The organism is Haloarcula rubra (assembly GCF_019599465.1).
Classification (GTDB): Archaea; Halobacteriota; Halobacteria; order Halobacteriales; family Haloarculaceae; genus Haloarcula; species Haloarcula rubra.
This window is the reverse complement of the sequence record NZ_RKLR01000010.1, coordinates 1-26069: the sequence shown is the minus strand read 5'-3', so window position 1 is coordinate 26069 and position 26069 is coordinate 1. Positions and strand designations below refer to the sequence as shown.

General features: G+C 62.2%; 25 protein-coding genes. 11 read left to right on the top strand and 14 right to left on the bottom strand.

Translation table 11 applies throughout. From position 1 onward, the window contains the following. Window positions 1-130: 130 nt before the first annotated feature. Window positions 131-1366, bottom strand: coding sequence for a mandelate racemase/muconate lactonizing enzyme family protein (locus EGH21_RS18830; protein WP_220619954.1), 1236 nt, complete (start codon window positions 1364-1366; stop codon window positions 131-133). Window positions 1367-1692: 326 nt separating this feature from the next. Here EGH21_RS18830 and EGH21_RS18825 point away from each other — a divergent pair, with 326 nt between their 5' ends. After that, a complete protein-coding gene (locus tag EGH21_RS18825; protein ID WP_220619953.1) occupies window positions 1693-2484 on the top strand; it encodes an HpcH/HpaI aldolase family protein in 792 nt (263 codons plus the stop codon). Between the two features lie 171 nt (window positions 2485-2655). Here the strand turns inward: EGH21_RS18825 and EGH21_RS18820 are convergent, their stop codons facing one another. Further along, the gene (locus EGH21_RS18820; protein ID WP_220619952.1) at window positions 2656-4161 is read right to left on the bottom strand and encodes a CoA-acylating methylmalonate-semialdehyde dehydrogenase; all 1506 of its coding nucleotides are present in this window, start codon (window positions 4159-4161) and stop codon (window positions 2656-2658) included. Window positions 4162-4252: 91 nt separating this feature from the next. Between EGH21_RS18820 and EGH21_RS18815 the strand changes: the two genes are divergently transcribed. Together EGH21_RS18815 and iolM are read left to right on the top strand one after the other, a co-directional pair. Then, window positions 4253-5038 carry an SDR family NAD(P)-dependent oxidoreductase gene (locus tag EGH21_RS18815; protein ID WP_220619951.1) on the top strand — a complete coding sequence of 262 codons (786 nt, stop codon included), beginning with the start codon at window positions 4253-4255 and terminating at the stop codon, window positions 5036-5038. A gap of 80 nt (window positions 5039-5118) precedes the next feature. Beyond that, complete coding sequence (gene iolM / locus EGH21_RS18810) at window positions 5119-6276, top strand: scyllo-inosose 3-dehydrogenase (protein WP_220619950.1); 1158 nt, start codon at window positions 5119-5121, stop codon at window positions 6274-6276. Between the two features lie 57 nt (window positions 6277-6333). Here iolM and EGH21_RS18805 read toward each other — a convergent pair whose 3' ends face one another. Further along, a complete protein-coding gene (locus tag EGH21_RS18805; RefSeq protein WP_220619949.1) occupies window positions 6334-8073 on the bottom strand; it encodes a thiamine pyrophosphate-binding protein in 1740 nt (579 codons plus the stop codon). 82 nt (window positions 8074-8155) lie between these two features. Then, entirely contained in the window at window positions 8156-9133 is a 978-nt protein-coding gene (locus EGH21_RS18800; RefSeq protein ID WP_220619948.1) for a TIGR03557 family F420-dependent LLM class oxidoreductase, read from the bottom strand. A gap of 294 nt (window positions 9134-9427) precedes the next feature. Between EGH21_RS18800 and EGH21_RS18795 the strand changes: the two genes are divergently transcribed. Beyond that, complete coding sequence (locus tag EGH21_RS18795) at window positions 9428-10192, top strand: IclR family transcriptional regulator (protein WP_220619947.1); 765 nt, start codon at window positions 9428-9430, stop codon at window positions 10190-10192. Between the two features lie 602 nt (window positions 10193-10794). Here the strand turns inward: EGH21_RS18795 and EGH21_RS18790 are convergent. Continuing rightward, window positions 10795-11316, bottom strand: a complete 522-nt coding sequence (locus EGH21_RS18790) for a hypothetical protein (protein ID WP_328765717.1) — start codon at window positions 11314-11316, stop codon at window positions 10795-10797. A gap of 411 nt (window positions 11317-11727) precedes the next feature. Between EGH21_RS18790 and mobA the strand changes: the two genes are divergently transcribed. Beyond that, a complete protein-coding gene (mobA, locus tag EGH21_RS18785; RefSeq protein WP_220619946.1) occupies window positions 11728-12333 on the top strand; it encodes a molybdenum cofactor guanylyltransferase in 606 nt (201 codons plus the stop codon). Window positions 12334-12356: 23 nt separating this feature from the next. Here the strand turns inward: mobA and EGH21_RS18780 are convergent, their stop codons facing one another. From EGH21_RS18780 to epsC, 4 genes are all read right to left on the bottom strand, one after another. Further along, window positions 12357-12824: a hypothetical protein gene (locus EGH21_RS18780; RefSeq protein WP_220619945.1), complete on the bottom strand. Its 468-nt coding sequence runs from the start codon at window positions 12822-12824 to the stop codon at window positions 12357-12359. A gap of 82 nt (window positions 12825-12906) precedes the next feature. Continuing rightward, window positions 12907-13281: a CBS domain-containing protein gene (locus EGH21_RS18775; protein WP_236035676.1), complete on the bottom strand. Its 375-nt coding sequence runs from the start codon at window positions 13279-13281 to the stop codon at window positions 12907-12909. A gap of 108 nt (window positions 13282-13389) precedes the next feature. Further along, the gene (locus EGH21_RS18770) at window positions 13390-13677 is read right to left on the bottom strand and encodes a HalOD1 output domain-containing protein (protein ID WP_328765716.1); all 288 of its coding nucleotides are present in this window, start codon (window positions 13675-13677) and stop codon (window positions 13390-13392) included. Between the two features lie 1005 nt (window positions 13678-14682). Continuing rightward, window positions 14683-15546: a serine O-acetyltransferase EpsC gene (gene epsC / locus EGH21_RS18765; RefSeq protein WP_220619944.1), complete on the bottom strand. Its 864-nt coding sequence runs from the start codon at window positions 15544-15546 to the stop codon at window positions 14683-14685. Between the two features lie 123 nt (window positions 15547-15669). On the opposite strand from epsC, the gene EGH21_RS18760 reads away from it, so the two are divergent. Next, a complete protein-coding gene (locus EGH21_RS18760; protein ID WP_220619943.1) occupies window positions 15670-15870 on the top strand; it encodes a hypothetical protein in 201 nt (66 codons plus the stop codon). A gap of 82 nt (window positions 15871-15952) precedes the next feature. Here the strand turns inward: EGH21_RS18760 and EGH21_RS18755 are convergent, their stop codons facing one another. Beyond that, window positions 15953-16846: a bifunctional methylenetetrahydrofolate dehydrogenase/methenyltetrahydrofolate cyclohydrolase gene (locus tag EGH21_RS18755; protein ID WP_220619942.1), complete on the bottom strand. Its 894-nt coding sequence runs from the start codon at window positions 16844-16846 to the stop codon at window positions 15953-15955. Between the two features lie 325 nt (window positions 16847-17171). Between EGH21_RS18755 and pabB the strand changes: the two genes are divergently transcribed. Both pabB and EGH21_RS18745 read left to right on the top strand, forming a co-directional pair. Further along, the gene (gene pabB, locus EGH21_RS18750) at window positions 17172-18677 is read left to right on the top strand and encodes an aminodeoxychorismate synthase, component I (RefSeq protein WP_220619941.1); all 1506 of its coding nucleotides are present in this window, start codon (window positions 17172-17174) and stop codon (window positions 18675-18677) included. Continuing rightward, window positions 18674-19246: an anthranilate synthase component II gene (locus EGH21_RS18745; protein ID WP_220619940.1), complete on the top strand. Its 573-nt coding sequence runs from the start codon at window positions 18674-18676 to the stop codon at window positions 19244-19246. Before pabB ends, EGH21_RS18745 begins: the two co-directional genes overlap by 4 nt. A gap of 16 nt (window positions 19247-19262) precedes the next feature. Here EGH21_RS18745 and EGH21_RS18740 read toward each other — a convergent pair whose 3' ends face one another. From EGH21_RS18740 to EGH21_RS18730, 3 genes are all read right to left on the bottom strand, one after another. Beyond that, window positions 19263-21116, bottom strand: a complete 1854-nt coding sequence (locus EGH21_RS18740) for a BCCT family transporter (RefSeq protein WP_220619939.1) — start codon at window positions 21114-21116, stop codon at window positions 19263-19265. A gap of 92 nt (window positions 21117-21208) precedes the next feature. Continuing rightward, window positions 21209-21730: a hypothetical protein gene (locus EGH21_RS18735; RefSeq protein WP_220619938.1), complete on the bottom strand. Its 522-nt coding sequence runs from the start codon at window positions 21728-21730 to the stop codon at window positions 21209-21211. 28 nt (window positions 21731-21758) lie between these two features. After that, window positions 21759-23015 carry an NAD-binding protein gene (locus EGH21_RS18730; RefSeq protein WP_220619937.1) on the bottom strand — a complete coding sequence of 419 codons (1257 nt, stop codon included), beginning with the start codon at window positions 23013-23015 and terminating at the stop codon, window positions 21759-21761. Between the two features lie 188 nt (window positions 23016-23203). On the opposite strand from EGH21_RS18730, the gene EGH21_RS18725 reads away from it, so the two are divergent. Both EGH21_RS18725 and EGH21_RS18720 read left to right on the top strand, forming a co-directional pair. Further along, window positions 23204-23614 carry an EamA family transporter gene (locus EGH21_RS18725; protein ID WP_220619936.1) on the top strand — a complete coding sequence of 137 codons (411 nt, stop codon included), beginning with the start codon at window positions 23204-23206 and terminating at the stop codon, window positions 23612-23614. Window positions 23615-23710: 96 nt separating this feature from the next. Then, window positions 23711-24091 carry a Rid family detoxifying hydrolase gene (locus EGH21_RS18720; protein WP_220619935.1) on the top strand — a complete coding sequence of 127 codons (381 nt, stop codon included), beginning with the start codon at window positions 23711-23713 and terminating at the stop codon, window positions 24089-24091. Between the two features lie 27 nt (window positions 24092-24118). Here EGH21_RS18720 and EGH21_RS18715 read toward each other — a convergent pair whose 3' ends face one another. Then, on the bottom strand, window positions 24119-24391 hold the full coding sequence (locus EGH21_RS18715; RefSeq protein WP_220619934.1) for a DUF8113 family protein: 273 nt from the start codon (window positions 24389-24391) through the stop codon (window positions 24119-24121). 180 nt (window positions 24392-24571) lie between these two features. Between EGH21_RS18715 and EGH21_RS18710 the strand changes: the two genes are divergently transcribed. Next, on the top strand, window positions 24572-26069 hold a 1498-nt coding region (locus EGH21_RS18710; RefSeq protein WP_220619933.1), incomplete at its 3' end, for an NADH-ubiquinone oxidoreductase-F iron-sulfur binding region domain-containing protein.

Sequence of the window (26069 nt, the reverse complement as noted above, 5' to 3'; positions counted from 1 at the left end):
TTATCAATATTCTGTTCAGATGGGGCCGTTCAGCCCCTATAGATGGTGATTTGCGGTCAAAGCCACTGCTGCTGACGACCTCGAACGTGTACTGGAGATGAGACGAAGTCGGCTACGAGCAGAGACGCTGCTACTCCTTCCGGTGGGCTTCGACCACGTCCCAGTCGAGTTCGATGCCCAGTCCGGGGGCGTCCGGCACCCGAATGCGGCCGTTCTGGATGAAGTCCTCCTCGCGGACGAGCAGGTCCTCCCACCATGGCACCTCGCGGGCGTGGTACTCTAAGGCGACGAAATTCGGCACCGTCGCGCCGACGTGGGCCGTCGCGGCGGTGGCGACCGGACTGCCGATGTTGTGCGGAATCAGGGCTTGGTAGTAGGCCTCGGCCATGTCGGCTATCTTCTTCGTCTCGGCGATGCCGCCGGTCTTCGGGACGTCCGGCGCGAGGAAGTCGACGGCTTGGTCCTCGATGAGGTCACGGAAGCCGTGACGCCCGTAGCGGTTCTCGCCGGTCAGGATGGTCGCGTCGACGCGGCGTTTCAACTCGCGCATCGCGTCAGTGTTCTCCGGGGGCATCGGGTCCTCTATCCACGCGAGGTCGTACGGTTCGAGCGTGCGACAGAGGCGCTCGGCCGTCTCCGGACTGAAGTTCCAGTGGAGGTCGACGGCCACCTCGGCGTCGTGGCCGATCTCCTCGGTGACGGCCTCGACGACCTGCCGCTTGTGCTCGATTTCGGGCGGGTCGAAGTGCCGCGAGAGCGTGTCGATCTCCCGGCCCGACGGCACGTCGAGGTCGAACTTCACGACGTCGAAGCCGTCGTCGACGGCCGCGCGTGCGGCCTGCGCGTACGCCGCCGGTTCGTAGGTGGACTCCTCCTGGCCTTCCTCGGCTGATTCGACCATCGCCTCGCCGGCGTGGCAGTCCGCGTAGACGGTCACTTCCTCGCGTGTCTTTCCGCCCAGCAACTGGTACACTGGCTGGTCGAGGAGTTTTCCGGCGGCGTCCCACAGGGCGATTTCGACGCCACTGATTGCGATGGTACCGACGCCCTCCTGTGAACCACGCCCGGAAAGGCTTCCCCGCATCAGGTTGTAGAGCCGTTCCACGTCGGTTGGGTTCTCACCGACGAGCACGGGTCGCAGATAGTCGGTTATTATCTCATGGACGCCGGGCGAGGGGTAGGCCTCGCCGATGCCGGTGACGCCCTCGCTCGTCTCCACAGTGACGATGGTCCACGGGAAGTTCCCGTCGATGACCACCGTGTCTAGATCGGTTATCTCTGGTGTGGGGCCGGTCGCCCGACGGGGCGTTTCATCGAAGTCGGCCCACATGGTCGCTGCGAGTTTGGAAGCGAAGTCTTCGTACATGGTTGTGTCTCGGAAATCGGCTAGCGGTGTCGGTCGGCCGGTCTGCCGTCGACGTAGGTTCCAGCCGGCGACTCGGCCACAGCCGTGCGGTAGAGGCTGAAGTCACGGGATGCCGTGATACCGAATCGCATCAACTGGAGTATCAGCACTCGTCCTGTTATATTTTCCGGTGGCACCAGCGATACGGCACCCGAGTGACCCTCGGAGCGACCACCTTGAGAGAAGCCTGCATATTTTTGTGCCTCCGCGTAGAGCTAGTTGATAGAACGTCAGTCGACGCCGGGCCATCCCCAGTCACGGCGCTACTGGCCAGCCGAAACACAGCTATGACCAACATCAAGGACGCAATCGATACAGGCGGACACCCACTCGGAACGTGGCTCTCTATCGGCCACCCGAAAGTCGCCGAAGGCGTGGCGCAGCTAGACCTGGACTTCGTCTTGGTCGATATGGAACACACGACGATGTCGATGGAGACAGTCGAAAACATGGCCCGCGGGGTCGACGCCGCGAGCAGCGGAACAGACACGGTCGTCCGCGTTCCGTGGAACGATCCGGTCCGTCTGAAGCGGGTGGTAGACATCGGCGTCGCCGGCGTGATGGTGCCGATGATAAACTCCGCCGAGGAGGCTCGGACGCTCGTCGAATCCATTCGATATCCCCCCGAGGGGATACGCGGTATCGCCGGAAGCCGGGCGACGGGCTATGGCAGGAACTTCGAAGAGTACGTGGCAAACGCCAACGGTTCTATCCTCACCATCGCACAGATAGAGACCGAGGAGGGACTCGAGAACGCCGAGGAGATAGCCAGCGTCGACGGCATCGACGCGCTGTTCGTCGGCCCGGCCGACCTCTCGGGCGCGTTGGGCATGTTCGCCGAGTGGGACTCCGCGGAGTTCGGCGACGCCATCCAGCGGATTATCGACGCGAGCGACCGCGCCGGCGTCCCGGTCGGGACGCTCACTGTCGACCTAGACGCCATCGAGGCCCGGTTGGAACAGGGGTTCGACTTCCTCATCGCGGGGAAGGATATCGCTCTGTTGATGGACAGCGTCGACCGTGCGATAGACGACTACGCCGCGGCCCTCGAAGAAGAGATTCCCGCCTCGTCCGACTGAGCCGGCCGACGCCGCCGACGTACGCACACCGCTTCGACGCCCCCTCTCGGGCTTTTTTACGCCACATCTGCCCCTTTCGAAACGGCTGCTTCGAGATGTGACTCCTCCCGAGAGCGGTACGTCGAAAACGGACGTCGAGCGACTCGAAATTAGAGCTGAGGCCGCGGGATTTCAGGCGTTGCTGTACCAGCGCTGAATCTCGATGGTCTTGTCGGTGTAAAAATTCACGGCGTCCTCGCCCTGTGCGTGGAGGTCACCGAAGAACGAGCCCTTCCGGCCGCCGAAGTGGAAGAAGCCCATCGGCGCGCAGACGCCGACGTTGATGCCGATGTTGCCCGCGTCGACCTCGTACCGGTACTTGCGGGCCTCGGCACCGTTCTCGGTGTACAGCGAGGACGCGTTGCCGTACTCGGTGCTGTTGACCATCTCGATGGCCTCGTCTAAGTCCTCGGCCTCTGCCAGCGCCATCACCGGGCCGAAGATTTCGGTCTGGGTGATGTCCATGTCGGTGGTGACGTTTTCGAGGAGCGTCGGGCCGAGGAAGTTCCCGTCGGGGTACTCGGGATGCTCGAAATCACGGCCGTCCACGACGAGGTCGGCACCTTCCTCGACGGCGTCCTCTATCATCCCGACGACGCGCTCCGCGGACTCGCCGGTGATGAGCGGTCCGACGTCGGTGTCCTCTTCGAGGCCGTTGCCGACGGTGAGGTCGTCGACGTCGTCGAGAATCTCCTCGCGCAGGTCGTCGTAGACGTCGCCGACGCCGACGACGACGTCGTTGGCGAGACAGCGTTGACCGGCGTTGCCGTAGACGGAGCCGATGATGTTGGGGACGGCGTCTTCGAGTTCGACATCCGGCGTGACGACGGCGTAGTTCTTCGCACCGCCCTGTGCCTGCACGCGCTTGCCGTGCTGGGCGGCCGTCTCGTAGATGTGTTGGGCGACGGGCGTCGAACCGACGAAGGAGACGCCGGCCACGTCCTCGTGTTCCAGTAGCGTGTTGACTGTGTCGACACCGCCGTTGACGAGGTTGACGACGCCGTCGGGGAAGCCAGCGGCGTCGACGGCCTCGAAGATGAGTTGCGAACTGAGCGGCACCTTTTCGCTGGGCTTGAGGACGAAGGTGTTGCCCGTCGCGACGGCGTAGGGCAGGAACCACAGGGGAATCATCGCGGGGAAGTTGAACGGTGTGATGGCGGTGAAGACGCCCAGTGGCTGGCGGACGGCGTGTTCGTCCATGTTCGGGGCGATGCCTTCTACGTTGCCGCTTCCCTCTCGGAGCATGTTGGGGATGCCGGCCGCCACCTCGACGTTCTCGATACCGCGGCGGATCTCGCCGCGGGCCTCCCCGAGCGTCTTGCCGTGTTCGCGCGTGAGTGCCTGCGCGATGTCCTCCTGTCTATCTTCGAGTTCCTGCTTGAGGTCGAATAGGTACTGCACGCGGTCGACGGGCGAAGTGGCGCGCCACTCCTCAAAGGCCTCGTCGGCCGTCTGGATGGCATCGTCGACGGCCGACCGGTCCGAGAACGTCACGTCCGCTAGTGTCTCGTTCGTGGCCGGATTGACGACCGGTTGGCCGTCGTCACCCTTGACTGTGACCCACTCGCCACCGACGTAGTTCTGTACGGTGTCGGGTACGGCAGTCGGCGCTGGCGACTGCTCTTGCTTGCTCGTCATGCATGGAGAACGTCTACACCGAACTACATAGATGTTACGCACGGACAGGGTGAACCGGCCCATTTATTTGGACCGAACTGTAGGGTGGGATATGGGTCGCACCAGCTTCGACTTCGAGGGAGAGACCGTTATCGTCACTGGCGGCAGTTCCGGCATCGGTCGGGCAATCGCACTCGCGTTCGGTGATGCGGGGGCCACGGTGTTGAACGCCGACATCGACCCCGACCCGAAGGACGCCGACGCCGACCGACCGACACACGAGGTCATCGGAGCTGAGGGCGGCACGGCCGAGTACGCCGAAACCGACGTTTCGGAACCGGACGCAATCGCGAGCGTAGTCAAGGCAGCCCGTGAGTACGGCGGCGTCGACGTGATGGTGAACAACGCGGGGTGGTTCACCCGCGGCGACCTCTTCTCGGTCGACCGGGACACCTTCGAGAAAATCCACGGCACCAACACGAACGGCGTGTTCTTCGGGACGCAGGCGGCCGCAGCCGACATGCGCGACCGCGGCGAGGGTGGGGTCATCGTCAACACGGCCTCGATAAGTTCGACGCACGCACAGGCGGACCAGATTCCCTACGACTCCACGAAGGGGGCCATTCGCATGATTACCCGTGGTGCAGCGCTCGAACTTGCCGACCACGGCGTGCGTGTCAACGCCGTTGCTCCGGGCCACATCGCAACCGAGTTCGGCGCGGGCGCTGACGAGAAAGAGGAGTCCGTCGCGGCCGGTGACCTCACGAAGCCGATTCCACTCGACCGACCGGGCTACCCAGAGGACATCGCACCGACGGTGCTCTTTCTGGCCAGCGAACAGGCCGACTACGTCACCGGTGAGATGGTGTACGTCGACGGCGGGTGGCAGACGTTCTGAGCGGAACCGAGGGAGACGACGCCCACCGACGGCGACCTGACCCCCTACAGTTATATTCTGATAGGTGTTCTGTGCCAATCATGCGAGCACTCGTACTCGACGCAGAGTGGAGTCCCCGTTCCGACTACGACCTGTCGGACGATGAGCAGGAGCGTCACCGCGCGATGAACTCCTCGCAGGTCTGGCGAGACCCCGAACTGTCCGTCGAAGAACGAACGCGACCGGAACCTTCTGACGACGAGGTACTGGTCCGCGTCAAGTACACCGGTATCTGTGGGAGCGACGTCTCGATGATAGAGACCGACGACGACGGCTACATGCATTACTCGGCGTACACGAAGTTCCCGTCGGTCACCGGCCACGAGTTCTCCGGCGAAGTCGTCGAGACCGGCGACGAAGCCGACCTCTTCGAGCCCGGTGAACCTGTCACAGCCGAGGTGACAGACTACTGTGGTCGCTGTCAGATGTGTCGGCAGGGCTTCCACGGCCACTGTGCGAATTTCGAACAGATCGGGTTCACGATGGACGGCGCGTTCGCCGAGTACGTCACCGTCCCGGAGAAGATTCTCTGGAGCGTCTCGTCGCTCGAACGAGCCTACGACGACGAGGACGACCTCTTCCGGGCGGCAGCGACAATCGAACCCAGCACGATTACCTATTACGGCCTGTTCGGGCGGGCCGAAGGCATCTGGCCCGGCGACTACCACGTCTACCATGGGGCCGGCCCAATCGGCCTCACCGGGATGAACGTCTCTCGTGCGGCCGGAGCGGGGAAGGTCATCGCCTTCGAACCGTCCGACCAGCGCCGGAAGATAGCGCACGACCTCGGGTTCGAACACGTCTACAACCCCATCGAGGTCGACCCGGTCGAGACAGTCCGCGAGGTGACCCACGGCGAGGGTGCAGACGTCCACGTCGAGACGAGCGGCGCCGTCGCTCAAACCTATCCCGTCATCGAGGACACCCTAGCAGAGCGCGCGAACGTCGTCCACATCAGCAACGCGGGGTCGGACCCCGACATCGCTCTTCGGAAGTATCAGGGTAGCAGCGCTCAACTGTACGGCTCCGAGGGTCACACCGGACAACAGGTGTTCCCGCGAACGATTCGGCTGATGGCCAGTGGCCAACTCGATAACCTGCCGCTGATTACGTCGACGTTCGACCTCGAAAACGCTGACACGGCCGTCCGGCAGGCTGCAAAGCGCGTCGACGGAAAGGTCCTGGTCCAGATGAGCTAGACAGATATACCGTTTAGTATAGCTAGTAAAACGGAGTCGGAACACCGCAAAGTCGGTTTACTTTTCGAGGTCTGCGAGGTCCCACTCTCCGGTGATGATGGCCCCGGAGTCCGGGTTGTCGGGTTCGACGACCGCTTCGACGATAGCCGGCCCGTCGTGCGCGATGGCGTCTTCAAGCACACTGTCGAGTTTCTCCGGCTTGACGACGCGTTCGGCGAAGTCGACGCTGAAGCCTTCGGCCATCGCCATGAAATCGATGTCCGTCTCCTCGTTGAACTCGGTGTTCAGCACACGGTCCCATCCGTACTTGTCGACCTGCAGGTTCCGTATGGACTTCCAGCCGTGGTTGTTGACGATGAGGTAGGTGACGTCGATGTCGTGTTCGACGGCGCAGGCGACTTCCTGATTGCACATCATGAAACTCCCGTCGCCCTCGACGTCTACCACCGGACTGTCCGGCTTGGCGAGTTTCGCGCCGATGGCGGCCGAGACGCCGAAGCCCATCGTCGAGAACCCGCCACACGAGATGTTCGTCCGCGGTTCGTAGACAGGGAACTCGGGGTTGACCGTCTCCTGTGGCTGGCCCGCGCTGGAGACGACGACGCCGTCACGCGGGAGGACGTCCCGAAGGCTTGCGACCGCCCGAGAGATACTCATCGGGACGCTGTCGTCCTCCCATCGCTCGGCGACCATGCTCTCCCACTCTTCCCACAACTCCTGGGCCTCTTCGTAGTACTCGTTGTCCTCCCTGGAGACCGGGTCCATCCGCTCTTGCAGTTCCTCGGTAATCTGACGCGTGACGACCTTCGCGTCGCCCTGGATGCCGACTTCGACTGGGAAGTTCTTCCCTATTTCCTGTGGGTCGATGTCGACGTGAATCAGTTTACTCGGCGGGATGTCGAAGCTTACGCCGTCCTCGAACGAGGAGGTGTGCAAGTCGGTAAACCGACATCCAACGGCCAGTATCACGTCGGCGTTCGAGACGAGCTCGTTGCCCGCCGTCGAGCCGATCCAGCCGGCGAACCCAACGTAGAGCGGGTGGTCTTCGGGAATTATCCCTTTGGCCTGGAACGTCGGACTGACGGGGGCTTGCAAGTGTTCTGCGAGTTCCTGCACCTCGTCCCACGCCTCGGCGAGCATAGTTCCGCCGCCGGGGACGATGACCGGACGCTCGGCATCTTCTAACAGTTCGGCGGCGTCGGAGACGGTTCGTGGATCCCCACCGGGTCGACTGTGTGGGCGGCTCTGGGTCGGTTCCGGAAGCTCGACGTCAGCAGCCGCCCCCTGTACGTCCATCGGTACGTCGACGTGAACTGGGCCGGGACGCCCGGAGAGGGCTATCTGGAACGCACGCCGCAGCACTCGGGGGAGACGTTCGACACTGCTCACCTCGAAGCTCTGCTTCGTCACCGGTTCCATCACGCTCGGGAAGTCCCCGGGCTTCTGGCGCTCTATCTCCTGTAGGATTCCCTGCCCGTATTCGTGGGTCTGTGGCGCACCCGTGAAGATGATCATCGGGATGGAGTCGACGTACGCCGTCGCCGCGCCTGTGACGGTGTTGGTCGCCCCGGGTCCGATGGAGGTGAACACGGCCAGTGGCTCGCCGCTGGCGCGCGCGTACCCGTCTGCAAGGTGTGTCGCCCCTTCCTCGTGTCGTGGTTGGATGACTTCTACGTCGGAGTCGTTGAACGCGTCGAGTAGGTTCGTACTCCCGTGACCGGGGATTCCGACCAAGTATTCGACGCCCTCCTTCTCCAGATATTTGGCGATAATCTCGCCACCATTCAGTCTGGGCATCTCGTTCGTAAAAATACAGTCCCCACTTATTAAACATTCCCCCGAAGGCTGATGCCTCCAGGTCGGACTGCCGGAATACAAGCTACAGCGACGGGATAACCTCGTCGCCCATCACTTCGAAGAACCGTTCGGGCTCCGGACTGGTGTTGCCGAGTGCGATGCGGTCGAAGCCCATCTCTGCGTACGCTTCCAATTGCGCCGCGATGTCGCTCGGGTCGTCGGCGATGAGGAACTTCTCTTCGACCTGTTCCTGAGTTGCTTTCTCACCCTCCGCCTCGATGTCTTTCGGGTTCGCCATCGCCTTGTCGAAGACGTTCTGGGTCGTCGCCCACCAGGGGCGGGTCGACGCCCGGGCGCGCTCGTAGTCCTCGTCGTAGGACGCGATGACGAGTAGCGTCGTCTCGATTTCGTTAGGGTCGCGGCCGGCCTCTTCAGCATAGCGCTGGATGGCTGGGTACATCCGCTCGGTGTACTCGTGACCGGTCTTGACCGTGATGAAGCCGTCGCCGTACTCGCCGGTCAGCGACGCTGTACTCGGCCCGTTGGCGGCGATTTGCACTTCGGGTCGCTCCTCTGGCATGGTGTAGAGATGGGCGTCGTCGACCTCGAAGTGGTCGCCCTCGTAGCTGTAGAAGTCCTCGTTCTCCCAGAGCCCGTGGACGATTTCCAGCGTCTCCTCCAGACGGTTCCGGCGGACGCCGTATTCGGGCCAGTCGTGGCCCATCGGCTTCTCGTTCATCGCCTCACCTGTCGAGAGACCCAGAACCACCCGCTCGTCGTGCATCTCTTGCAGCGTTGCGAAGGCCTGTGCCATCAGCGCGGGGTGGTAGTGTTCGCCAGCGGGCGTCACACAGGTGCCGATGGGGATGTCGATGCGTTCGGTGGCGGCACCGAGCCAGGACCAGGCGAACCCTGCCTCAGCGTCCGTGTGGAACCACGGGTGAAAGTGGTCCGAGGTCCAGACGAAGTCGAATCCGTTGTCGGCGGCCGCTACAGAAAAATCCAACAGTTGCGACGGACTGTACTGCTCCTGATGGGCCATATAGTCGATGCTAACCATCGTACACACACACTGTGATTGGCGCGTATTATTTGTTTTCCTCGCTCGCCGAAATTCGACAGCACAAACGATTTGCAGACAATAATCACGGTGAGTTTGCGTCTGGCGAACGGGTGACGACCCCATATCGGGAGTGCGTGATTATTTCTCGGATTCACACGAGTATTGAACGGTCGGGTGGATAACCAATTTATGAAAACCACTCGCGACTGGATAGTCGTTCGTCTGATGCAAACACTGGAAATCGTTCGTCACGTACGAACATTTATGATAACGGGATTTGAAATGCTCAGTATGGGAACCTCGTCGAAATCACGGACGGTGGATGCGGTACAGATATCGTTGAACATCATCGAGTTCCTACAGGAGCGAGACGGGGCCGGTATCACCGAGATCGCCGAGACGCTGGAGTACTCGAAGGGAACGGTCCACAGCCATCTCGCGACGCTCGCCGAGAACGAGTACGTCGTGAAACAGGACGGAGTCTATCGGCTGAGCCTCAGGTACCTCGAACTCGCCGAGACAGTCAAGGACCGACTCCAGATATACGACGTCGTTCGCGAGGAACTGAACGAACTGGCGGCCGACAGCGGCGAACTCGCGCAGTTTGCGACCGAGGAACACGGCCGTGCGGTGTACATCTACAAGACCGGCGGCGAGCGGGCCGTCCAGACGGCATCGTCCGTCGGCGACCGCGAGTACCTCCACTGCATCTCCCTAGGTAAGGCGATGCTGGCCTACATGGACGAAGAAAGAGTCGAGGAGATAGTCGAGCAACATGGCCTCCCACAATACACGTCGTCGACCATCACGACTCGAGAGGAGCTGTTCGAGGAGTTGGAGGCCGTCCGCGAACAGGGGTACGCTTTCGACCGAGAGGAGAAAATCGAGGGGCTTCGCTGTGTGGCCGCACCGGTCGTCACCAAAGGTGAAGTCGTCGGGGCGCTCAGTGTCTCGGGCCCAGCGAGCAGATTCGAGGGCGAACTGTACGAAGAAGAACTGCCGAAGATGGTGACTCGGTCCGCCAACGTCATCGAAATCAACTCACAGTTCTCGTAGTGGCACCTGGATTCTCGCTGCTTGCCGGTTCCACAGAAGAAGCCGTACTTCCGACGGAGCAGTCTTCCCCCCATCGCGGCCGGATGAGCACTTTGTCCTGCCGCTGTGGCTCGTTATAACGACTGTTATCCTCGCTCTATACATGATGGGTTCACCATCGCCCCCGTTAGTCGTCGTCGAAATTCGCGTTCGGCTCTCGCAAATATTGTCCTGCAGAAAGAGCAGCAGACCGATATAGAGCTCACACTCCATAACGCGTGTACCTGTGTTAGATATTCAGTCCGCTTAGCGTCCACGGCATCTCTGATACCCTGTTCTCAGTAACGTCATATCGGCCTACGATAGAGACAGATTGACCAGATTTAGATAAACTAACCGAAATACGAGAGTCGAGGACTTCCAGAACCTATTTTCGAAGCCGTTTCGAGATATACCGGTCGACGTTCGCACGGGTGGTGCTATCCTCCAGTATTTGAGTACAGTAATCGAGGATGCTGTAGCAGTGAAACGCAGCTCGATGTCGACCGGACTACTTCAGATAGTCTCAGTCGATATTCAGGCACGAACACGGCCACTACGTCGATGGATTCACTCTCGACATCTCATCTCTCATCGTTCGTTCCCGACCCACCCGCGGCTTCGAGGAGTGTCTGCCTGTCTTCGAAGTAGGCCGGCGCGTCGAATTCGTGTTCGAAGCTGACGATTCGAGAGAGTGATTCCTCGACGTCGTCGACGTTGGCGGCGAGTTCTTCGGCCAAGTCGACGTAGGCCGAGGCCAGGTCCTGAAACGCGGAACGACGTGCTTGCTTCGCCTTGATGATTGCCTGCTTCTCCTCGAGTTCTGACTCTAGGGCCTCGATATCTCCGATTTCGTCGGCCATCATTGGTACGGGGGGTTCGGCGCGGTCTTCCGTCGAGTGCTCCTCTAACTGTGTTCGTGCGTCTGCAATCTCCTCGTCTATTTCCGCCAGCATCTCGTCGGTCTCTTCTCCGAGTGTCTCGACACGCCCCCACAACAATCTCGCCTGTGTCTGGCAATAGTCGACCAGTTCCTCCACCGATAGCATCGCGTCGTCATTACTCATTATTCTACGTTCGCACCCCGGGTAGAAGGGCGTTGTCACAAAGTGCCTCGGCGACGTCGTAGTGCAACTGCGTTTTGGCGGCAATGTCGCGATAGCAGCCACGGCTGTCGACGTATTGGGAGAAGTAGAGACAAAATAACCAAAAATACTGATAAACTACTGTTCCATCGTCTCACACGAGTAAATACCCGACCAGACTCGTATAGCTGTTCTCGAGGCACATGTGCTTCAAAACCGCATTTTCAATTTTGTCTGCTACTACACGGAGTGTGCTTACTCGAACGACCGTTTGTGCCGTCTCACCGCTCGTGTTGTATCTTCACTGATGAGCAACCGGAGAGATAGCTTGTGTCCAAGCCCCAGACTGCTGCCTTTCACTCGCCGAGTCCTACACGCAGTGACCGCCGGTGGTGAGCAACCTTCTTGATGTCGACTCGAGAACGTTCGTATATGGGAGCAGGCGTCGTCGTCGCCGGTGGACGGTCGACACGATTCGGGGACCGGGACAAGGCAGTCGCGGACCTCGCGGGAACGCCGATGATTCGGCGGGTCGTCGACCGACTCACGCTGGTGGTCGACGAACTCGTGGTGAACTGTCGGCGTGATCAGGGCGATGCCATCGAAGCAGCGTTAGACGGGTGTGGCATCACGCCGAAATTCGCGTTCGACGAAACGCCCGACGAGGGACCGATGGCGGGTATCGGCCGCGGCCTCCGTGCCACCGAGAGCGAGTACGGCGTCGTCGTCGCCTGTGACATGCCGTTCGTCGACCCGTCGTTCGTGTCGTACCTCTTCGACCGAGCCGAGGGGCACGACGCCGCAGTCCCACGTCCCGACGAGTGGTTCCAGACAACACAGGCGGTGTATCGGACCGACGCGATGGAGTCGGCCTGCGACCGAGCGCTCGAACGAGGTGAACACAAAATCGTCGAAGCGCTGTTCGACCTCGACTACGTCGTCGTCGACCGTGAGGAGATAGCGAACCACACAACCATGGAGACGTTCGAGAATCTGAACACGCGCGAGGAGTTCGAGGCGGCCGCCGAGCGGTTCTGACCGGCGTGGAGGCTACCATCTGGCTACTCGAAAATTTCTGCGACGAATTTTTCGGCGAGGCCAGCGTCGGCGTCCGATTCCCATTCGGTCTCGACGTCGAGGTCCAGTAACTCACAGACTGCCCGAACGTCTTTGAGCACGGTCGCCAACCGCCCCGTGGCTCCGACTGCCTCTTCCCCCTCCAGAACGCGCTTGAGGGTGACCTCGTCCAACTTGAACGGCCCTTCCCCACCGCCGCCGAGCATGACGACGAGTGTAGCGGTTTCCTCGTCAACTGGTTCGAGGAGGAGCGAGACCAACAGCCAAGAATCGAGATGGGCGGACGCTCGCTCGTAGGCGATTTGCGTGACGTCGGTCCCCTCGTACCGGTGGATGTTTCGCACGCCCCGCTTGTTCAAGGACCGGCGGCTTTCATCGGCCTTCTCGTCGACGAAGGCGTCCGCAAAGCGATGTGCAGACTCGCCACGGAGCGTGAGGGTGGTCGCTTTCATGGGTCGGGAAACCAGACGTATACACAAAAACGCACGGTGTGTTTCGGACCCGGATAGTCCGGTAGGGACGCCGAGGAAGGGATTACGAGAGCGTGGCCGTAATGTCCGTCGAGGACACCATCCCGATGAAGTCGTCTTCGACGACCGGGAGGTGATTGATTCCGAAGTTCTCCATCATCGCCGCCGTCTCCACGAGACGTAGGTCAGGCGGGACCGTCTCGACGGACTCGGTCATGATGTCGGCGACGTTTAGCTCAGACGTGTCTCGTTCCTCGGAGACGGCGTCGATGATGTCGGTACTCGTCACGATAGACGGCGGTGCGGTCGTGACTAGCAGCGCGCTGATGTCGCGTCGCCGCATCTCTTTGGCCGCTTCGACCACCGTCGCGTCGGGCGCGATAGTCACGAGCGGGGTGGACATCACGTCTTCGACGATTGCCTGTTCCTGTGATGGCATAGCAGTACTAACGACCACGGGGGTCTTCGTTCTTGTTCCCGACTACTGGCTCTCCGTGCAGCCGTCACTACTCACTGAGAACTGTATGGGAGGGCCCCTGAGAGGCAATCAGGCGTAATTTGGGTCTGATTCCAGGTCTTCCACCTGAATCGTGATGTCACCGTTACCCCAGAGAATCACGATCGCACCGTGGGTCGTGAACTCGACTTTGACCGTATCTTCATCGCTCTCTCCTCTGAACAGTTTGTCCAGTGCATCCGGGTCGATACTGTCGTACAGAACGCATTCGTCTTGGCTCACGTCTCTCCCTTTGGCGTCAGAGAGCGCCGACACGATGGCAGTGCTCAACTCCTCGTCGTCGTCGGGTTTGTATAACAGGGTCGGACTGGCAGTCACGTGGACAGTATAGACATACTAATCTCAAAATAGTGTAGCATTACTACGCAAGCTAGAACGATTATCAGTATACGCTCTCCCATAAGAGATTGTTGACGCGATTGCAGAATTCTGATGGGTGTCTACAAACACCGACCTGAACGCTTCTCTGTCCCGACCAGAGTTCATCCGACACAAACCAAAACCGAAAGACAGCGAGCCATTAACAATGTGCTACGCAAGAGCGATCAGTATATTGGGGCTCAGTTAGATAGATTATGGCTTAGATATATTCTACAGACACAGTTGGACGAACTCTGTCGCCTTTTTAATCGATGCACTCATCCGTCGGCTGCATCAGAATCACTTGAAAACGTGGATGCGATTGAGGCATCCACGAGTATGCCAGACGGGTCCGCTGCCAGCGTATGGGAGTGGGCTACGACGCTCAAACGCTCACGGAACCCATCACCACCGAGAGGGACCGACTACTTAAAGATAGGTCGGGAGATGCGTTGCAGTTTAAATACTCACCGGCGACAGCGTCGACGCTTGATGTAACGATCGAGGCATCGACGAGTCGAGAAGTGACCGCGGGCGAGCACAGATTCACGGACGCTGTACGATAGCGGTCATACCCTCAACGATGACAAAGTTCTGTTCTCCGGTCTCGATATCCGATGCCGAAAATACCTCGACAGAGCCGTCAGCGCCGTAGAGCACTGTCGCCGAACTGCGGCCAAACCGTCGCCGCTTCGGCGGGAATACCGTATCTATCCGCCCGGGAGGTGTATAAATCGGTGTACATGTGACCGTCAATCTTGAACGGCCGTCAGAGAGTTAGTCACGGTATGGTCCATCGGTCTGTGCGAACAGATGGGGACGGCGGGGTCGAGCGCATGAACGAACCAGCGGTCTGTCCGACGTGTCACGGGACGCTCGAACACCGCTCGGGGTTGGTCGTCTGTCGTTCGTGCAATTGGCACCGCCGACGCCCCGCTGACTGAGGATTGGATCGCGAGAGCTCTAGTCGTTGCGTTTTCGCACCTGCTCGGGGTGCTCGCTGACGAACACCTTCGTGTTGTCGGGGATATCCTCGGTGACCCACGAGTTCGCGCCGATACTGACGTGATCGCCCACGTGGATGTCACCTAACACCTTCGTGCCGGCGCCAATAACGACGTGGTCGCCGATGTCGGGGTGACGCTTGTACCCCTTCTTCAGGGCGTGCTCCTCGCCTTCTTCTTCTTCGAAGTGGAGCGCACCGAGGGTCACGTCCTGATATATGCGGACCCAGTCGCCAACGGTTGCTGTCTCGCCGATGACGACGCCGGTGCCGTGGTCGATGAAGAAGTATTCGCCGATTTCGGCCCCCGGGTGGATGTCGATGCCCGTCTCCGTCTTCGCGTACTCGGTCAACTCACGGGCGTACTCGGTCGCGCCGAGTTTGTACAGTTCGTGCGCTACGCGCTGGACCATAATGGCGAGGAACCCCGGGTACGATCGGATTATCTCGAGATAGGTCTTGGCCGCCGGGTCACCCTTGTATGCCGCTTCGACGTCTTTCTTGAGACGGCGGCGGATGTCGGGTAAGCGGTCGATAGTCTCGGCCACGGTTTTGGAGACGTCGCCGTTGGAGTATGGCCGCATACCGGCGTAGAAGAGCGCACCGAGGCCGTCGAGGTTGTTCAGCACCGCCAACTCGTCCTGGATCAGCTCGTCGGAGTTCCAGCAGGTCGGGAAGAACAACCGCTTGAGGATGTCTACCTCCTTGCGCCGGTGTTCCCGCCTCGGGAACTCCATCGGTGTCTGCTCGGGAAACGGGTCCGAGTCAGATTTGTAGGACTCGAACAACCGTTCGTGAGCGTCGCCTGTGTATCCGTATTCCATACCCAAAGTTCCCGCTGCATAGCCTTAGTTGTGCCAGTGTTAAGCCGGCTTACCCACTCCACAATTGGCCCTCTATAGGCCCTGTGGGCTAGTTATTTATCGTCGGATTGCGACCATATCTGTATGAGCGGTGAGTGCCACTACTGTCACGGAGTGGTCTCTGGTTCGGAACGGGACCACATCGTCCTCGACCAGCACGGCAACCACGAGGTGTACTTACACGAACAGTGCGCTGACGGACACAATTTGATAGAGACGGTTGGGGCCTCGTCCAGCGAGGTCGAGGTCGTCTGTCCGGAGTGTGGCGCCGTCGAGACGCAGTGACGTGACCAATCCGACGAACCTCGTTTTATCAAGTTGTTAAGGGTTCTTGGAAGAGCAACTCGGACCCTCGGCGAAGGGCCGATTACGGGAGGTTGACTGAGACGCCGGACTGGATGCTCGCCGCTTTGACCGTGTTGTAGAGCAACATCGCGATGGTGAGCGGTCCGACGCCACCGGGGACCGGCGTGATTGCGCCCGCCTTTTCGCGACAGCTATCGAAGTTCACGTCGCCGACTAGTTCGTACCCCTTCTCGTTGTCTGCATCGACGCGGTTGATGCCCACGTCGATGACCGTCGCACCTTCCTGAATCATCTCGCCGTCTATCATCTCGGGGACGCCGGCGGCCGCAATCACGATGTCGGCGTTCCGAGTCTTCTCGGCGAGGTTCTGGGTCCGAGAGTGACACACCGTCGTCGTCGCGTTGCCACCCTCGCCGTACTGGACGAGGAGGTTCGCCATCGGTTTGCCGACGATATCAGACCGGCCGACCACGACGGCGTCTTTGCCCTCCGTCTCGATGCCTTCGGCGGCCAGAATCTTCTGGACGCCGTGAGGTGTACATGGCTTGAAGCGAGCGTTACCAGCGACCAATCGACCCACGTTCTCGGGGTGGAAGCCGTCGACGTCTTTCACGGGGTCGATACGCTCCAGTACCTCCCGTTTGTCTACGTGGTCCGGCACCGGCATCTGTACGAGGATACCGTGGACTGTCGGATCGGCGTTCAGTTCCTCGATACGGTCGAACAACACCTCCGCGGGTTCTTCCGGGTCGATTTCGTGATGGAACCCGGCGATACCCGTCTCCTCACAGGCCCGCTGTTTCATCGAGACGTACGTCTCGCTGGCCCCGTCGTCGCTCATCAGCACTGTCGCAAGGCCCGGCCGCACGTCTGATTCCGCGAGTGTGTCGGTACACGCACTGACCTCGGCCCGAATTCCGTCCGCGATGTCGTTGCCGTCGATTATCGTAGTCATAGTGATGTCACTGACGTGGGTGGCGAGGCTCGGCCCCAGTCCACGCTGGAACGGGCCGGGGCCGACACCAGTCGACCCCCGACTGTGTGGCCACCGCACTCGCTCACCCACTCAGTCCCCGGCGATATAACAGCGGATGGGGAATAGTCCACCCGTTGAAATACAGTCGGATATTCGTCCCGAAATCGACGTCATTCAGTTCCCAAACTGGCACTGTTTTGGCCGAATCCACCGTTCACGCAAAGTTTTTGTCGGGTCCAGTGTATGGTGTTACACAACCACACCGAGGGCTGCATATCGGCCCTCGCGGAGGCTCTAGTACCAGATGAGTGATATACGAACCGTCACGGAGCGAGCAACGTTCGTCGAGACTGCCGCGTCGGCACCCTCGGGTGCCCGCGTCCCCGTCGAAGTACGCATCACCGTCACCGACCCGTTCGAGGCGTATCGTCGTGCACGAACGGGCGAGGAGGGTATCTATCTGGAGACGACAGGTGGGCAATCCGGGTGGGGGTACTTCGCCGTGGACCCGGTCGAACAAGTGGAAGTCGGGGCAGACGCCACGGCTGACGGTGACGGCAGTCCCAGTATCGAGGCCATTGACTCCGCTCTCGACCGAGAGACTCTCGTCCGCGGAGAGTGTGACGTGCCGTACCCCTGTGGAGCGTTCGGATGGCTGTCCTACGACGTGGCACGTGAACTGGAGGACATCCCGTCGACGACGGTGTCCGACGGTCTCCCGCGCCTCCAACTCGGCGTGTTCGACTGCGTCGCCGCCTGGGAGGAACCACACGACGGGGAGGTAACCCTCCGGGTGACCGCGTGTCCGGTGGTCGAGGACGACGCCGAGGCGGCCTACGACAACGGACTCGAGCGGGCGACGGCGGTCGCGGAGTCCGCCCTCCACGGCGACCGTCACGTCCAGTCGCCCCCTACCGCAAGTCAGCAGGCAACCTTCGAGAGCGAGTGCGGCGAGGCGGCCTACGCCGAACGAGTCAGGAAAATCAAACAGTACGTCCGTGACGGCGACACCTTTCAGACGAACGTCTCCCATCGCCTGACGGCCCCGGCCGCTGTTCACCCAGTCGAGACGTTCGACGCCGTCCGGCGGGTGAACCCTGCGCCGTACTCGGGACTGCTGGAGTTCCCGGGCGTCGACCTCGTCAGTGCCAGTCCCGAACTCCTGTTGGATGTCGACGGCGACCGACTGTTGACCGAACCCATCGCAGGCACGCGCCCACGGGGTGACACGCCCGAGGAAGACGACGAACTGGAGCGTGACCTCACGACCGACGAGAAGGAACGGGCCGAACACGCGATGCTGGTCGACCTCGAGCGCAACGACCTCGGGAAGGTCAGCGAGTACGGCAGCGTCGACGTGGCCGAGTACCGCCGCGTCGACCGCTACTCGGAGGTGATGCACCTCGTCTCGCTGGTCGAAGGCCAGCGCCGCGACGACGTGAGCATCGCAGATGCCGTCGCGGCCGTCTTCCCCGGTGGCACCATTACCGGCGCGCCGAAGCCACGCACGATGGAGATTATCGACGAAGTGGAGACGACTCGACGCGGCCCTTACACGGGGAGTATCGGCGTCTTCGGCTTCGACGACCGGGCGACGCTCAACATCACCATTCGTACGCTCGTCCGCCACGAGGGCGAGTATCGTCTGCGCGTCGGCGGCGGTGTCGTCCACGATTCGGTGCCAGCGAAAGAGTACCAAGAGACGCTGGACAAGGCTCGTGCACTCGTCAACGCCGTAGACGAAGCGCTCGGTGAACAGGGGTCGTTCGCCGTAGAGTCTACCGCCGGCCCGATGGAGGGGGTCCGATGATACTCATCATCGACAACTACGACTCCTTCGCGTACAACCTCGTCCAGTACGTGGGCGAGTTCGCCGACGTGGAGGTCCGGCGCAACGACGACATCGACGTCGCGGGCATCCGTGCCCTCGACCCGGACGGCATCGTCGTCTCACCCGGCCCGGGGACACCGGCCGACGCGGGCGTCTCAATCGACGTGTTCGCGAAGACCACCTACCCGGCGCTCGGTGTCTGTCTCGGTCATCAGGCGCTGTGTGCGGCCCACGGGTCGCCCGTCGGCCACGCCCCGGAGGTAGTTCACGGAAAACCATCCGAGGTGAAGCACGACCACACTGACCTTTACGAGGGCGTCGACGACCCCTTCGAGGTGGGTCGGTACCACTCGCTGGCAGTCGAGGACGACGACCTGCCCGGCGAACTCGTGGAGACGGCTCACACGGACGACGAACAGCGCATCGTGATGGGCGTCCAGCACACCGAGCACCCGCATATGGGCGTTCAGTTCCACCCCGAGAGTATCCTCACCGACGCTGGCAAACAGATCGTCGAGAACTTCTGTACGAACGTCGCCGGCGTCTGAGCGCCCCCTCGTCGGGTCACTTCTCGTCCGGCGGTTCGACATCGTGATGGGTCTGGATCGTCGGCAGCCGGTCCAGCCACCGTCTGAGCACCGACGTGTGCCCCCGCTCGTGCCGGTACCACGTCAGCGTCAGCCCACCCACAGCGACCACGGAGATGACGGCGAAGGGTCCGCCGGTGAGCACGGCGAGTGCCTGTAACGTCCCCGCGCCACCGACGAGCAGTACCGCCGTGGCTACCGCACCCTGAAAGACGCCCCAGAAGACGACGCTCCCGGTCGACGGCACCTGTCCTCGCCGCGTCGAGAGCAGCGAGACGACCAGCGTCGACGTGTCGGCGGACGTCGTCATGAACACCACGATGAGTGCCAGAAAGAGGAACGAGAGGAGGCGTCCGAGCGGGAGTGACGCGAACAGCGCGAACCCGGCGACGGCCTCCGAGGCACTACTGCTGGCAATCGCTCCGAGGACGTTCGCTCGTCCGGTCTGTTGGACGAACAGGGACGTTCCGCCCAGCAAGAGGAACCAGACCACCGTCGCGGCGGCGGTGGCGACAACGCTCGTGAACACGACGGTCCTGACGCGTCTACCTCGGGATAGCGCAGCGATGAAGAGGCCGGCGAAGGGTGCCCACGAGAACCACCACGACCAGTTCCAGACCGTCCAGTTGGCGACCCACTCGCCGCCGGTGTACAGACTGAGGGGCACGAAGTGGACGATGTATCGACCCAGTGCCCGCGTGCCCTGTTCGACGATGAACGACCGCGGGCCGACCCCGACGAGCAACAGCGCGAACAGGCCGAAGAGGACGACGTTCAGGCCGGCGATACGCCGGATGCCGCGGTGGATGCCGGTGACGGCCGAGAGGACGAAGATGACGGTCAAGCCACCGACGAACAACAACGGGCCAGTCGGACCGACGACGACCTCCCACTGGAACGAGATGCCGGCGAGGAACTGCTGGCTCACCAGTGCCACGGACGTCGCGATGCCGCCGATGGTGGCGAACACGGCCAGCGTGTCGACGAGTCGACTCCAGCGAGAGTCCAACCCGTCCACGCCGAGGAACGGGGCAAGAATAGTCGAGACGCGGAGTGGGGCGCCGCGCTCGAACACGAAGTACGCGATGGGGACGCCGATTACCACGTACGCACTCCACGCCGAGATGCCCCAGTGAAACAGGCTGTACACCAGCGCGTCGCCGACCGCAGCCGCCGACTGGGGCGATGCGCCGAAGTACGGCGGCGGGTCGCCGTAGTGAAACAGCGCCTCGGCCGGCCCCCAGAACACCAGTCCGGCCGCGATACCGGCGGTGAAGACGAGCGTGAAGTACGTCGGATACGTGTACGTGGGGTCCGTGTCAGCCGATCCGAGCGTGATGTCGCCCCACGGCCCAAGCAACAGGAACAGACAGTAACAGACGGCGAGGAAGACGGCGAGGAGGAACAGCGGGCCCCCAGTCCGCAGTACCGTGCCAGTGGCGGCGTCGACAGCGGCCGACGTCCGGCTCGGGGCGACGACCTGCAGACCGAAAAAGAGGGCGAAGACGACCACTGGAAGTCCGAGCGTCAGCGGGTCCTGTCCAGCGAGGAAGGTTTGAATAGCGGTCCGCATGTTCGTCTGTCTGACTTTCAGCAGATACCGATCTGCCGATTGCACGTCGTCAGATCGGTGAGGTAACACGGCGAGATACCCTAGCCCGGAACTGAAAAACAGGAGCGAGAGTCCGAGCCAGGCCGCGCCGCTGACCGCCTCGCCGACGAACGCCGGAAAAAAGAACCCCGAGAGGACGATGGCCCCTGAGACGACACACAGTGGTGCGAGGACGCCTGCGACGACTCGCTGGACGCTGCCGTCTGCTGACGTGGCCATACGACTAGATTCGGTATCGGACCCGTATAGTAGTACCGTAGCCACCACCCCGATCGTGACCACACGACCCGATTCGACGTCGGTGCGGACGGTCAGGTATCGACCTGCTCACAGGACCGGAAAACCGCGTACACCCGGCCGTCGTCGATAGCGACCCCGATGCCCGAACGGAACTGTGCCGACGGGCGATAGAGCGCGCTTCGCTCGGCTGAGTCGTCCAGTTCGTCTACGAGGGCGACGGCCGTCGCGGCCGTGTCGTTCGAGCGCTGTACGCTGACTGGAACCTGCGTACAGAACAGACGCGTGTTCGTGAGCGGTCGCTCCGTGCGTTCCGTCCCGTTCGAACTGGTGTCGGTGACGAGTGTGTCGGTCGTGTCCTGTGCGATGCCGCGGACGAATCGATCCGACGGCATCGGCTCGAAGCCCCGGTCGGCCCTGCGCTCGTTGATCTCCGTCCACATCGCTCCACGGGTGTCTTCCTCTGTCTGATTGGTGGTATCCGCTGGGAGCAACTCTCCTTGTGAGAGTTCGACGCCGCCGTACATGAGTGTGAAGACGACGACGAATATCGTCCCGATAGTCAACAGGCCGACCCCCTCCCGTTGTGCTACCATCACCCACACTTGCGGCCGGACGGGTAAATCAGTTTCCAGTATTGCCGCTCTCTCGCCCTGTGGATCGTTCGGGACCGATGCCGTCGGTATCCGACAGAGAGGCTGACTCCCCCAGCACCGATTGGCCGAGCAAACGGCCGCCGATGGTTCGCGGGTTGATGACCTCGTCGGCACCGACCGAGTCGAACTTGTCGACGTGTTTCTCCTCTGTCGCGGCCGCGACGACACGAACGTTCGGGGCGACGTTCTTCGCCGCGATGACGGCGAGGACGTCCTTCGCGTCGTCGTTGCTTCCCACAACCACGCCGCGTGCTGTGTCGACGGACGCGTCCATCAGAACGTCCTCGTCCGTCGGGTCCTCTGTGAGGACACTCACGTCGTCGGACGTGATAGCGGCGGCAGTGTCGGGGTCGTCCGTCACGACGACGACGTCAGTCTCTGCCCCGAGTTCTTTCAACAACGATGCTGTCACGTCGCCGTATCCGAGCACCACGACGTGGTCCTCGAAGAGTGTGAGTTCTGCGGCAGTCATGATTCCGAACGCTGTCGCCATCCGCGATTCGATGAGAGGGCCGACGAGTGCGCCAACTGCGACGGTGAACGCGCCCGTCCCGAACAGGATAATCGAGAGCGAGAACCACCGCGCTTGCATCGTCGCTGGCGTGATGTCCCCGTATCCCACTGTCGCGATGGTTACGATGACGTAGTACACCGCGTCGCTCCACGTGTCGAGTTCGAGGAACTGGTTCCTGAGCGCGTACGCGCCCACGACCCCGTAGAGACCGACGCCGACCATCGCCGCCAGTGCCGCTATCTGCAACGGCGAGAGGTCGACAGACTGGTCGAAGGCCTCCCTGTTCCAGACCAGCGACGGAACGGTGAGGACGAGGAGCACCAAGAGCGGGACGTCTGTCGTCTGGAGCGTCGCAAGCGGCAGGAGTGCGAGGGTCGGTAGCACGAGCATCGCTACGCGCCAGGCGAGTCGCTTCCGGCGCTGTAACCCGACTGTGACCAGTCCGAGAACGAAAGCGAATAGGACGCCGGCGAACTGGGTGAACCCGGCTGGCACCGTCACGACTGCGGTGAGCGGTCCGTCCACGGTGACCGTCGGTTGACTGAGGTTCGACATCCCAGTCACGAACGCGAGCAGGGTGGTGACGCCGGTCAGGACCACGGTGGGTTTAGCCCCGGAGAACTGCTGCCACTCGACGAACGGCACCCGCTCTGTGGGGTAGAACACTTCCTCGAGTGCAGGTTCTCCGGGCTCGTCTGACACGTCAACCACTACCAAGGTGTTGGATGTCTCGATATAAAAATACCCGCGCAGTACCACTCTGTCTCCGCGGGCAGGAGACTCAATAACCCGGGGAGAGAACTGCCGCCGATGCACCGACTGTCGTGTGATACAGACCTGTGGTTGAGGACCGACTTCCTCGAGTCAATTATGAGGCCCCCTCCATCGGGTGACAGCGGATGAACTCTGCCGTCCTGTTCGGTTTCGGGACCATGATTGCGTGGGGGTTCTGGATTATCCTCGGTAACGTCGCATCGAACAGTATCGACCCGGTGATGGCGGCGTTCCTCTCCTACGCGACTGCAGCTGTCGTCACCGGCGTCTACGTCGCCGCCTCCGACGTCTCGATCGCGGTCACGAACCGTGGATTGATGTACTCCGGGGCGGCGGGCATCGCCGCCGCCATCGGCGTCGTCTCGACGTTCATCGGTGTCTCCGTCGGTTCGACGGCCGTTGTCTCGACTATCGGCGGAATGTACTTCGTGACGGCAGCGGTCATCAGCACCGTCGCGCTGGGCGAACCGGTGTCAGTCCAGAAGGTCGCGGGAATCGGGCTGGCGTTGACCGCCATCGTCGTCATCAATCAGTAGTCGATTCACCACACAACAGGTCGTCTCGCTGACGTGCTGTGGCGCCACCGGGACGCTCGACTGGGATTTAAGAAACGGGCCCGGCAACGGGCGACTATGAAGCGCACAATCAGCACCGACGATGCGCCGGCGGCGGTCGGCGCGTACAGTCAGGCGACGACCAACGGCGACCTCCTCATCACGGCGGGGCAACTCCCCCTGACGACGGACGGCGAACTGCTGGACGACAAATCCGTCGCGGACCAGACACGCCAGTGTATGGAGAACGTCAAGGCCATCCTCGAATCGGAGGGCCTCTCCCTCGACGACCTGCTCAAGACGACGGTGTTCTTAGACGACATCGACGACTTCGACGAATTCAACGAAGCGTACAGCGAGTTCTTCGACGAGGACCCTCCGGCGCGGAGCGCCGTCGGCGCTGGGGCCGTGCCTAAGGGTGCTGCCGTCGAGATAGAGGCTATAGCGACGACTGAGTAATCACCACCTACGACCTCGCTCGGTACGTCAGCGCAGTTCCATGTTCTCGGCGCGCTCCGCGGCGAGGTCGGTTATCTCCGCGACGCTGCTGTCCGAACGGTCGGCGAGCACCCGCACCAACATGCCGAGCTGGACCGCGGCGGCTTCGCGGAGTTCCTCGGCTGATTCGGTGTCGTTGCCGAAGTAGTACTCGTGGCGGCCGTCCTCGTGGACGAGGCCGGCGTACACCGAGTGCAAGTCGTCTTCGGTGATGGCCGCCGCGGCGTCGGTCTTGACTGTCTCGAATTGCGGATTGGTCATCACCAGAGTCACCGCGACAGAGCCCCCTAATCGCTTCGGTCGGACCGGCCCTGAGGTTCCGTCCGCCGACGTATCGGCGAACGAACTCGTTGTGTCATCGGTCGCTACCCCCGGGTTGTGGACGGACGACCAACGGGCGGCGTGTGGGATTTTTATCCCTCCGGCACGACGTGCGAGTCAATGACACGAGCCACAGGTGCCGTCGGCCGTTCACCCCTCGTCCGCGTCGCGACAGACGCCCGGACGGACGCGGGGGAGGCGGTCGTAACAGCGGCACAGGAGGCCGCCGATTCGGTCCCGGTAGTCAGAACTGGGCCCACCGGCATCACGACCTACGACCCACTCGTCATGCTGACGAAGACGGGACAGACAGTGTTCGTTGACGACCCGCCGCCGTCGCTCGTTCGAGACCTTGTCGCGACGCTCGAAGACGGAACTCTCCCGACCGACGAGGCCATGGCCGTGGTCGACCACGACCCTGAGACGACGACGCTTCCGACGCCGGAGTCGGGACCACTCTCTGTCGGCCGCCGGGCCGTTCTCGGCCCATGTGGCTGGGCGGACCCGCTCACGCCCGCCGACTGGTCGTTCGTCTCGGCCGACCGGACGGCCGAGGCGGCGACCGAGTCCGGTATCCTCGGGCGTGGTCGTGGCGACGCAGCCGCCGACGACCCGGTGGCCGATGTCTGGGAGACGACACGTGAGGCAGACGGTGACTCAGTCGTCGTCGTCAACGCGAACGACGCGAGCGACCTGCCGGGGCCAGACGAGACGCTTCTCGCCGCCGCCCCGTTCGCCGTCCTCGACGGGCTGGCAGCGGTGGCCCAGTACGTCGGTGCCGAGGACGCCGTCCTCTTTCTGAACGAAGCGGAGACTCCGCTCCATAGGCATCTGCAACGGGCCGTCGACGCCGCCGCCGAGACCTTGCCCGTGGTCCCCCAACTGGTGGCCGGCCCCGACGAGTATCGCGCCGGTGAGCCCACGGCGGCACTGGAAGCGCTGGAGGGTGCTGACCGCATCGAACCTCGTCTCCAGCCACCGAGCCCGGCCGAACGCGGCCTCTACGGCCGGCCGACGGTGATTCACACGCCTCGGACCGTCGCGCAGGTCAGACAGGCCATCCGGACTCCCGAACAGGTCGACTCGGACGCCGCCGACCCCGGCACCCGACTCGTCACGGTCACTGGTGACGTGGCTGCCCCTGCGACTGTCGAACTGGGGTCCGACGGGAGTCTCGATACTGTTCGCGACGCCGTCGAAATAGGTGGCTCGTTCAAGATGGCCTGTGTCGGCGGCGTCCTCGGCGGTATCACCCGTGACCTCGACGTCGCCCCGACGGCACAATCCTTACGGGCCGCCGGTCTCGGCACGGACGGCGTCGTGGAACTGCTCGCCGACGACCGCTGTGCGCTGGCGACCGTTGGCGAGCGAGCGCGGTTCGCCGCCACGGAGAACAGCGGCCGTTGCGTCCCCGGGCGCGAAGGGACGACACAACTCGCCGAACTCTTGCGTGACGTGTACGACGGCTCGTTCGAGACGGACAAACTACGCGAACTGGGGCGGGTGATGCGCCGGTCCAGCAACTGCCAGATTGGCGCGCACGCGCCACGGCCCGTGACGACAGCTCTCGACGAGTTCGAACCGGAGTTTCGCGCGCACACCGACGGCCGTTGCCCGG

Excerpts from the sequence above, each read along its gene's own strand:
- EGH21_RS18830 (WP_220619954.1), bottom strand. The coding sequence starts at position 1,366 with ATGTACGAAGACTTCGCTTCCAAACTCGCAGCGACCATGTGGGCCGAC.
- EGH21_RS18825 (WP_220619953.1), top strand. The coding sequence starts at position 1,693 with ATGACCAACATCAAGGACGCAATCGATACAGGCGGACACCCACTCGGA.
- EGH21_RS18820 (WP_220619952.1), bottom strand. The coding sequence starts at position 4,161 with ATGACGAGCAAGCAAGAGCAGTCGCCAGCGCCGACTGCCGTACCCGAC.
- EGH21_RS18815 (WP_220619951.1), top strand. The coding sequence starts at position 4,253 with ATGGGTCGCACCAGCTTCGACTTCGAGGGAGAGACCGTTATCGTCACT.
- iolM (WP_220619950.1), top strand. The coding sequence starts at position 5,119 with ATGCGAGCACTCGTACTCGACGCAGAGTGGAGTCCCCGTTCCGACTAC.
- EGH21_RS18805 (WP_220619949.1), bottom strand. The coding sequence starts at position 8,073 with ATGCCCAGACTGAATGGTGGCGAGATTATCGCCAAATATCTGGAGAAG.
- EGH21_RS18800 (WP_220619948.1), bottom strand. The coding sequence starts at position 9,133 with ATGGTTAGCATCGACTATATGGCCCATCAGGAGCAGTACAGTCCGTCG.
- EGH21_RS18795 (WP_220619947.1), top strand. The coding sequence starts at position 9,428 with ATGGGAACCTCGTCGAAATCACGGACGGTGGATGCGGTACAGATATCG.
- mobA (WP_220619946.1), top strand. The coding sequence starts at position 11,728 with ATGGGAGCAGGCGTCGTCGTCGCCGGTGGACGGTCGACACGATTCGGG.
- EGH21_RS18780 (WP_220619945.1), bottom strand. The coding sequence starts at position 12,824 with ATGAAAGCGACCACCCTCACGCTCCGTGGCGAGTCTGCACATCGCTTT.
- EGH21_RS18775 (WP_236035676.1), bottom strand. The coding sequence starts at position 13,281 with ATGCCATCACAGGAACAGGCAATCGTCGAAGACGTGATGTCCACCCCG.
- epsC (WP_220619944.1), bottom strand. The coding sequence starts at position 15,546 with ATGGAATACGGATACACAGGCGACGCTCACGAACGGTTGTTCGAGTCC.
- EGH21_RS18760 (WP_220619943.1), top strand. The coding sequence starts at position 15,670 with ATGAGCGGTGAGTGCCACTACTGTCACGGAGTGGTCTCTGGTTCGGAA.
- EGH21_RS18755 (WP_220619942.1), bottom strand. The coding sequence starts at position 16,846 with ATGACTACGATAATCGACGGCAACGACATCGCGGACGGAATTCGGGCC.
- pabB (WP_220619941.1), top strand. The coding sequence starts at position 17,172 with ATGAGTGATATACGAACCGTCACGGAGCGAGCAACGTTCGTCGAGACT.
- EGH21_RS18745 (WP_220619940.1), top strand. The coding sequence starts at position 18,674 with ATGATACTCATCATCGACAACTACGACTCCTTCGCGTACAACCTCGTC.
- EGH21_RS18740 (WP_220619939.1), bottom strand. The coding sequence starts at position 21,116 with ATGGCCACGTCAGCAGACGGCAGCGTCCAGCGAGTCGTCGCAGGCGTC.
- EGH21_RS18735 (WP_220619938.1), bottom strand. The coding sequence starts at position 21,730 with ATGGTAGCACAACGGGAGGGGGTCGGCCTGTTGACTATCGGGACGATA.
- EGH21_RS18725 (WP_220619936.1), top strand. The coding sequence starts at position 23,204 with ATGAACTCTGCCGTCCTGTTCGGTTTCGGGACCATGATTGCGTGGGGG.
- EGH21_RS18720 (WP_220619935.1), top strand. The coding sequence starts at position 23,711 with ATGAAGCGCACAATCAGCACCGACGATGCGCCGGCGGCGGTCGGCGCG.
- EGH21_RS18715 (WP_220619934.1), bottom strand. The coding sequence starts at position 24,391 with ATGACCAATCCGCAATTCGAGACAGTCAAGACCGACGCCGCGGCGGCC.